This is a genomic window from Thermoflexus sp., from assembly GCF_040289485.1.
GTDB lineage: Bacteria > Chloroflexota > Anaerolineae > Thermoflexales > Thermoflexaceae > Thermoflexus.
Map to the genome: position 1 here is coordinate 375 of NZ_PSLG01000078.1, position 8,635 is coordinate 9,009.

Annotated in this window: 7 protein-coding genes; all 7 read left to right on the plus strand. The window is 68.8% G+C overall.

The genetic code is table 11. The features are described from left to right. Window positions 1–591: NAD-dependent epimerase/dehydratase family protein (locus C4313_RS10300; RefSeq protein ID WP_352429775.1), on the plus strand; the 591-nt coding region annotated here is incomplete at its 5' end. Further along, window positions 552–2,333: a tetratricopeptide repeat protein gene (locus C4313_RS10305; protein ID WP_352429776.1), complete on the plus strand. Its 1,782-nt coding sequence runs from the start codon at window positions 552–554 to the stop codon at window positions 2,331–2,333. The genes C4313_RS10300 and C4313_RS10305, both read left to right, overlap by 40 nt. Further along, window positions 2,334–3,677: a hypothetical protein gene (locus tag C4313_RS10310; protein ID WP_352429777.1), complete on the plus strand. Its 1,344-nt coding sequence runs from the start codon at window positions 2,334–2,336 to the stop codon at window positions 3,675–3,677. It begins immediately after the preceding gene. A 232-nt stretch (window positions 3,678–3,909) separates the two neighbouring features. Further along, window positions 3,910–5,097 (plus strand): beta-galactosidase, encoded by a 1,188-nt coding sequence (locus C4313_RS10315; RefSeq protein ID WP_352429778.1) that lies wholly within the window; start codon window positions 3,910–3,912, stop codon window positions 5,095–5,097. A 31-nt stretch (window positions 5,098–5,128) separates the two neighbouring features. Beyond that, window positions 5,129–5,857: a hypothetical protein gene (locus C4313_RS10320; protein ID WP_352429779.1), complete on the plus strand. Its 729-nt coding sequence runs from the start codon at window positions 5,129–5,131 to the stop codon at window positions 5,855–5,857. Beyond that, the gene (locus C4313_RS10325) at window positions 5,854–8,328 is read left to right on the plus strand and encodes a DUF6541 family protein (protein ID WP_352429780.1); all 2,475 of its coding nucleotides are present in this window, start codon (window positions 5,854–5,856) and stop codon (window positions 8,326–8,328) included. Before C4313_RS10320 ends, C4313_RS10325 begins: the two co-directional genes overlap by 4 nt. A 22-nt stretch (window positions 8,329–8,350) precedes the next feature. Beyond that, window positions 8,351–8,635, plus strand: a 285-nt coding sequence (locus C4313_RS10330) for a hypothetical protein (RefSeq protein ID WP_352429781.1), incomplete at its 3' end; no start/stop codon positions are given.

The window sequence follows — 8,635 nt, forward strand, 5'->3', positions numbered from 1 at the left end:
CTGCCGGTGCCGGAGGACCATCCCCTGCGCCCGCAGTCCCCCTACGGGCTGAGCAAGGCGGCCATGGAGGGCTATGTCCAGTGGTTCGGTCGCCACCACCGGTTGTCATGGGTGATCCTCCGCTACGCCAATGTCTACGGCCCCCGGCAGCCGGCGATCGGGGAGGCGGGGGTGGTGGCCCAGTTCGTGGCCGCTCTCCGGGCCGGACGACCTCCCGTGATCCATGGGGACGGTGGGCAAACCCGGGATTTCGTCTTCGTGACGGATGTGGCGGCGGCCCATCTTTGGGCGATGGACGGGGGGATGGAGGGGATCTACAACATCGGGACCGGTCAGGCGGTCTCTGTTCGGGCCTTGTGGGAACGCCTGCGCTCCCTTTGGGGGGCGACGGTCGCGCCGTGTCACGGACCGTCCCGGCCGGGGGACATCCGCCACATGGTGTTGGATCCCCGGCGGGCGGCGGAGCGGGGGTGGCGGGCTCGGGTGAGCCTGGCGGAGGGCTTGGCCCGGCTGGTGGCCGAGACGCGCCATTGGGAGGAGAGAGGGGACCGATGGGAAGCCGAGGGAGATGGGCCCTCTGCATCCTCCTGATCGGGGGGCTGGGGGGGGCTTTGGGCCCTTACGCCATGGCGGTCTTCCACACGGCGCAAGGCGCCCAAGCCCTGGCGGGGGCCGTGCGGCCGGTGTTCCCGGATCGGTTGGCCCCTGCCCATGGGGTGGACGCCGACCGCCTGCAGGCGGCGATCGCTCATCTCCAGGCCGCCTTGGCGTGGGATCCGCGCCATCTGGCCGCCCGGCGGCTGCTGGCGCAGGCCTATGCGGCCCAGAACCGACCCCGGGAGGCCCTGGAGGTCCTGGACCGGGCGGCGGCGGACTTCCCCGATGATCCGATGGTGGCCCTGGAGCGTGGGGATCTCTACGACATGATCGGGGATGTGGAGGCAGCCATCCGGGAATACGAGCGAGGGCATGTGGGGAGCCGACGGGTGCCTCTGGCCGTCAACCTCCTGAAAGCGGCGGAGGCCCAGGTCGCCCAGGGGCATCTCGATCAAGCCGCCCGCCTTTGGCAGCGGGCCTTGGCCTTGGATCCGGGAAACCTGGCCGCGGCCCTCGGTCTCCTCGACTTCTATCGTCACCTGGGGGACGCCGACGGGGCAGCGGAGATAACGGCCCGGCTCCGGCGGTTTGGGCCGGAGGCAGTGGCTGTCCCCGTGGATCTCGATTTCCGGCTCCCACGGGCCCAAGGGCGGGCCATGGCCCGGTTGGTAGAGGAAGGGCTGTGGGATCCTGGCACCTTGGAGCGGGTGGTGGCCGTCCAACTCGCGCGATCCTCCGGAGGGCTGGAGGGACTGATGCTGGAGCGTCTTCTGCAGGAGGTAGCCGCCCGCCGCCCGGAGCTGCGGCCCTGGACCTTTTACCTGGCCGAGCTGGCCCATCGCCGGGGGGATCTGGGGCGGGCGGAGGCCCTTTATCGGACGGCCTTGGAACTCCACCCGGATCTGGCGGTGGCCCTTCGCCGTCTGGGGGCGGTGGCCGAGGCGGCCGGGACGGCCGAGGGCACGGCCGCGGCGGCAGCGTTCTACTGGCGGTATCTTCAGGCCGTCCCGGAGGACCTCCGCGGTTGGGCGCGCTGGGCGGCCGCCTGCGCTGCTTTGAGGGCGCGGGGAATCGCAATCCCAGCTTGTGCGGAGGCGGCGGCGGACCGTCCGGCCTGGGGGGTGCGGATGGAGGATCGGGCCATCGTCGCCGAGGTGTTGGGCGTCCCGGCGGCGGCGGTGGTGTTGGGAGAGAACCGGGTGCCCAATGGAGGCTTCGAGGCATGGGAGAGAGAGGCCCCTGCCGGATGGGTTTGGTCGGACATGTCGAATCGGCCGCCTTGGAGCCCTGCCCTCTTCTTGGGGGGCGCGGAGACCCTGGAGCCCTTCGCCGGCACCCGGGCCGCCCGGGTCGATGGTCTCTGGGCAGCTCCGGAGGCGGGTCGGAAGGAAGCCCGGGCAGGCTTCTGGCTGGCCCAGCCGATCCCCTTGTCTCCCGGGCTCTACGTGCTCTCGTTCATGTATCGGGCGCGCCTGGCGCCCGGCGCGCGGGTGGGGGTGTGGGTCTCCGAGCGGCCGGAGGTCCTGTTCGCCGGCGAGCGTTGGCTGCCGGACACGCGGGGAGCCTGGCGGAAAGCCCTCCTCATCGCCCGCAACGAAGCCACCGACGGCGCCGTCCGGCCCCTGCTGCGGCTGTGGGGGGGTGGCGAGGTGGCCTTCGATGAGGTGGCGCTGCGGGCCCTCCAGGGGCCACTTCCTGCGGCCCCTCCCCAACTTCCCCTCGTGGTGGTCCGATAGATGCGCGGGGGACGGTGGCCGATGCTCTTGATGGGCCTGGCCCTCGTCCGGGGCCTGGGATATGCGGCCCTTGTCCCTCCATGGCAGGCGCCGGACGAGATCAGCCATTTCGAGTTCGCATGGCACATCGCCCAGTTGGGGCGTTGGTCGGGCGCCCCGGCCCCGCTGCCGGCCTTCGAGCGGGAACTGGTGGCCTCATTATATGTATGGCGGTTCGGGGAGTGGACCCTCAAGGGGTTGACCGGCCGGCTGCTGCCGGCGGTGATGCCGGAGCGGGTGGAGGACTTTCTTGCCCTCTCCCACACCATGCCGGGCCGTTTCTCCCTCGCCTATGTCTGGCAGGCGCTCTTCCTTCTCCCGGCCCGCCATGAAGACCTGGTGACCCAGTTGTATCTGGCCCGCCTTTCCTCGGTGGTTCTCAACGTCCTTTTGATCGGCCTGGCCTGGCGGATCTATGGCGAGCTGGGCCTGCCGCAGGGATGGGCGGTGGCCGCCACCGCCCTTCTGGTTCTGTGGCCCCAGCACACTTTCATCAATGCGACCGTCAACGAGGGGCCGTTGGCGGAGCTGGCCGCGGCGGTGGCCTTCTGGGGCTGGGCCCGTTTGTTCGCCCGGGGCCTCCGCCCGGAGGGGGTGGCGGCGGTCCTGGGGGGGACCATGTTGGGCCTGTGGGCGAAGAACACGGCCGCTTTCTTGATCGGCTGGGACGCGTTGGCGGCCCTCGCTTATGGGGGATATTGGGGGCTGCGCGGGGCCGCGTCATGGCGCCACCGCTGGGCCTATCTGGCGGTCCCGACGCTGATGATGCTGGCCCTGGGGGCGCTGGCCGCGGGGACCCCGGTGGGCCGCTGGGCATGGGATCGCCTCCAGGCGTGGGAGCCCGGGAAGGGGATGGAAGCAGGCATGCTTTTGAATCAGACCCTCCGTTGGACCTGGGAGAGCCTTTGGGCCCGTTTCGGTTGGATAGACGTAGGGGCCCCGGAAGGATGGGGTGGGATGGTCCTTCTTCTGGGGCTGCTGGCGATCAGAGGATGGCTTTTCCCGCGATCCCGAGCCTGGTCGGCGCCTGGCTGGTCGGTGGGGATGATGGCGGCCTTTGGGATGGCGGTCCTGGCCGGATGGCTGGCCTTCGTGGTGGGGACGCCCGAGGGCCCCTATTACGCCCAGGGCCGCTATCTCTTCCCGGCGGCGATCCCCGGGGCGGCCTTGCTGGCCGGAGGATGGGGACGGTGGGCACCGCAGGGCTGGGGAGAAGGCGCGCGGGTGGCCGGTTTCATTGGGATCTGGGCCCTCCTGGACGCTGTGGCCTGGGGCTGGGCCCTTCTTTACTACTATGGGGGCTAACCATGGAGCGGGCGCAACGACGGTGGCGGTGGGGTGCGGTGGGCCTGCGGGGCGTGCGGCTCCTGATCGCCGGGGCCGTCCCACGGGTCCTGGAGCCTGTGGGGGCTCCCGGGCGCAGGGGGGAAGCGTCCTCTTCCTACCCCTGGCCCTGCGGGACTACGATCCCACATATGTTCCTCCCTTCGGCATCACGATGTATGGCAGCGTCGATGAGGGCGCGGGGCTCTCGAAGATGCAGGCGGCGGGGGCCCATTGGGTGGTGACCGTGATGAGCTGGAGGGCCATCCAGCCGGAGCGAGGGGTGTGGAACTGGGCGGCCTTTGACCCCAAGGTCCAGAACGCCCACGCCGCGGGCATGCGGGTCCTCGTGCTCTTCCACGACAACCCTCCATGGGCGGCTCCTTATCCCGACGGCCCCGTGACCGATACCCAGGATCTGGTGAATTTCATCGCCGCTGCCGTCGAGCGCTACAACGGGGACGGGGTGGACGATGCGCCTGGATCGCCGCGGGTGGATGCCTGGACCTTCTACGCGGAACCCGACGCGGGGGATCCGGTCCGATATCCGTGGAAAGGCCATTGGGGGGAGCAGCCGGAGCGCTACGCCGAGATGCTCGCGCAGGTGGCCCCAGTGATCCGGGAGCGCGATCCCCGGGCCCGCATCGCCAATGGCGGCTTGGCCTACGATTGGTTCAAGGAGGAAGGGGGGCCCTTCGTGCGGGATTTTCTCACCCGGACGCTGCAGGCGCTGAACAACCGGGGCCGGGTCGGCCGGTTCCTGGACGCCATCGCTTTCCACTATTATCCCATCTCCGGCCTGCGGTGGCCGACCCTTCGGGAGAAAGCGGCGGAGATCCGGGCGATCGCCGATCGGAACGGGGCTGCAGGCCTGCCGCTCTGGGTGCCGGAGATGGGCTACTGGAGCAGCCCCGATGCGGGGAGCAGCGAGGCGCGGCAGGCTGCGGTGCTGGCCCAGATGTTCGTGCGCGGCATGGCCAGCGACATCCGGTTGATGGCCTGGCATGCGGTTTTCGACCATGGGCCGGGCACGGAGGAACGCGGGTTGTTCTGTGGTCGGGATCTGAGTCGTTCCAAGCTGGCCTATGCGGCCTATACGACGGTGGCCCGGGAGCTGCGGGGCGCCCGGGACCCGCGTCCTTGGGGGCCCGAGGGGGTGGAGGGTTATCGCTTCCGTATGCCGGGCGGGGGGGAGAAGATCGTGCTCTGGGCCCGCGATTCGGCCACGTCGGTGGACTTCCCTTGGGCTTGTCTGCGCGTGGTGAACACCCTCGGGGAGGTGTTCGATCCGGTCCGCGATGGGGATCCGAATGGGGACCGGGACGGCCAGCGAAACGGCCAGGTGCGGTTGGACATTTTCCCCGATTGGCCGTTCTATGTGGCGCCGCGTCCGTGCCCGTGAGGGGCGAGGGGAAAGGGATCGGGAGGCGCAGATGGGTGGAGGGTCCTGGGGGGTCGCCCGGAGGAGCAGTGCGCTGTGGCCCATGGCGGTCGGTCTGCTTTTGGTGGGCGTGACCCTGGGGGCTGCAGAGGAAACGGTGTCGGGGATAGGCCCCCGCCTGCCGGAGGCGACGGCGACTTTCCCCATCGGGGAATTGGTGCGGGGTCGGGCGGCCTGTCAGACCTTTCGGGCGCTGTATCCGGCGTTGGCCGAGATCCGGGTTCGGGGGGGCTCGGGCGGCCGTCGCCCGGAGGGCCCGCTGGTGTTCCGGCTGTGGGCGGAGGGGGTGGCGGAGCCGGTGCGAACGGTGACGGTGGAGGGGGCGGCGATCGAAGGGACGGCCGAGCTGTCTTTCCGCTTCCCGCCCATCGCCGGTTCGGCGGGGCGGCGTTGGCGCTTCTGCCTGGAGGCTCCGGAGGCGGGGGCGGGGCGGGGCGTGGTGCTGTGGGGAGCGGAGGTCGGGGGGGAAGCCGGGGAGATCGATCTGCGGGGCTTTGAGGGGGAGGCGGTCCGTCGCGCGCGCACCCTCTCCTTTGAGGCCCGCTATGCCCTCTCGCCTCTGGAGCGGCTTCTCCTCCTCGGCCAGCGCCTGGCCCGCGGCAAGCCGGGGCCATGGGGATCGCCGGCGACCTATGGCGTTCTCTTCGGAGCGTCCGTGGGGTTGACGATGGGGCTCCTCGGGTGGGCGGCCCGGCGGGATTCCCAGGGAGGTCTGGGGTGAGGCCCGGACGGGTCTGGGTCTTCGGGCTGCTTCTGGGGGCGCTGGGGGGCTGCCGCTGGGCTGACGCAGATCAGCCGGTCCACCCGGCGGGGCGCTTCGTTTTGGAGCCAGGGCACGCCATCGGGCAGACCTTCGTGGCGCGCCGTGCCGGCCTGGCGGGGATCGCGTTCTGGCTGGATCCGGAGCCCGGCGCGCAAGGGGAGCTCGAGGTCCAATTGGTCCCGGCTTCGGATTCGGGGGCTCCTGCGGGATCTGTGTTCCGGAGCGCCCGGCTCCGCCTGCCGAAGGGGAGTCCTGCGGGCTTTTATCGTTTTCTTTTTGAGCCGATCCCAGGGTCCCATGACCAGGACTATCTGGCGCTCCTCCGCTTCCAGGGGAGCGGACGCCTGCGGATCGGCACGGGACCGCCGGAGGCTTACCTCGATGGCGCCCTCTATGTAGACGGGGATCCTAAGGAAGCCCAGGCCACCTTTCGGTTGATCTACGATCCGCTGTGGATCCTAACCGATGTCGCACGGGGGGCGTTGAAGGGATTGTTCCTTCTCGGCCTGAGCGCTTGCCTTTATGTGGGACCGGGCTTGTGGCTGCTGGATCTGGGCGGGATCCCTCGCCACGCGCAGGGCGGGGGACTGGGGCGGGCGGCCTTGGCGGCCGGCGTGGGGCTGGCCCTTTATCCTGTTCTTTTCCTTTGGTCGGACCTTTTGGGACTGCGGTGGGGGCCATGGGGGGTTGGAGGGATCGGCGCCGTCGGTTTTCTTCGGCTTCTTTGGGAGGGATGGCGGAGGTGGAGAACAGGCCGCGGTTTCCAACCCTCCGGGGCGGACTTGGCCCTGATCGGGACGCTGGGGCTGGGGTGGGGGGTCCGGCTGTGGGCCGTGCGGAACCTGGAAGCCCCCATGTGGGGCGATGGGTTCCAACACACCGTGATCACCCAGTTGTTCTTAGACCATGGGGGGCTTTTTCGGAGCTGGGCCCCGTATGCCCCGATCGAAAGTTTCACCTATCATTTCGGCTTTCACAGCACGATGGCCGTCCTCGCCTGGGCCACGGGATGGTCCGTGGAGAAGGTGGTTCTCCTCGGCGGCCAGGTTCTGAACGGATGGTCGGCCTGGACGTTGTATCCTCTAGCGGTCCGGCTGGCCGGCGGCTCCCCTTGGGCGGGTGTTGTGACGGTGCTCCTGCCCGCCCTTTTGTGGCCGATGCCCATGTTCTATGTCAACTGGGGCCGATACCCGCAGTTGGCGGGGCAGGTCATCCTTCCGGTGGTGGTGTGGCTGATGTGGGAATGGTTGGAAGCCCCGCGGATCTCCCGGCGGGCGGGCCTGGTGACGGCCTTAACGGTGGCCGGCCTGGCGTTGACCCATTATCGGGTCCTGGTTTTCTTTGGAGCCTCTCTGATCGGATGGGGGCTCGTTCGGGGTTGGGCCCTTCCGCCTTCCGCCCGGGTGCGGGCGATCCTTCGGGCGGCCGCGGTCGCCCTGGTGGCGGCCGCGCTGTTGGCCCCTTGGTTGCTGCGCTTGGGAGAGGGGGGACTGCCGGCTTTTCTCCAGCGCCAGATGGCGGGAGGGGATACGGGGGGAGGGGATCTGCCGGGCTGGGGAGATCTCCAACGTTACCTTCCGGAATGGGGCTGGATCCTCCTGGGGCTGGCCGTGGCCATCGGAGGGATGCGGCGGCCTCAGGAAGTCGCCCTCGTGGCTGCCTGGTGGGGGGTGGCCTTCCTGACCGCGCATCCTTCGGCGCTCCGTTTGCCGGGGGCTATGGTGGTCAGCGGTTTCGCCTTCTGGATCGCGCTGTACATCCCGGCGGCCCTCATGGTCGGTATGGCGGCGGGTTTGGGGGGACGAGAGCGACATGGGTGGGGCTATCTGCTGGCGATCCTGGTTGGGATCGCTGGGATATGGGGTGGGGTGGATCGGCAGCGAGACATCCAGCCAGGGGTCTACGCCCTGGTCACCCGCCCGGATCGCCGGGCGATGGCGTGGATCCGAGCGCACACCCCGCCAGAGGCCCGCTTTTTGATCAACGGGTTCCTGGCCTATGAAGGCCAGGATGCCGTGGGGAGCGATGGCGGTTGGTGGCTTCCCCTGCTGGCCCGCCGGGCCGCCTTCATCCCCCCGCTGCCTTATGCCATCGAACGCCCGCGCGATCCGAACCTGCCCGTCCGACTTCGGGAGGCGATCCGACGGCTGGCCGCTCGGGATCCCCAGGCCCTGGCCGACCTTGCCCGGGAAGGCTGGTGCTATCTCTACATCGGTCAGCGTCGGGGACATGTCAACACCCCTCAGGCGCTTTTTGAGGATCTTAATTATTGGGGAGGATTTTTAAAAGAAATCTACAAAAATGATCTTGTTCTGGTTTTTAAAATTGTCTCATGTAACGATGAGAGGAAGGAATCCCGAGGCTATCGCGGGTTACTTCTAAAGTGGTATTGTGCGGAGGAGGGGTGGCGTATAAACTATAGGCTGTGAAACTCTGAGACGGAGGTGCCCGATGCGTCGGAAGCTCTTGCGTCTTTTGGTGACATGGGGGGCGATCCTGGGGGTTATCGGACAGGCTCAGGGGGCCCCGCCGGGGAGTTTCACAGTGGATTTCAACATCCAAAACATCGGCGGATCTCCGGCGAATATTGTGGTTACGTTCTATAATCCTGACGGATCGACCGCCGGGACCAAAACCTTCAACGTGGCGGCTGGTGGCTCGGCCTATTTCAACCCCGCCCTGCATCCCCTCGATGGGGGAGGGAGCCTTCCCAGCGGGTGGATGGGCTCTGCGGTG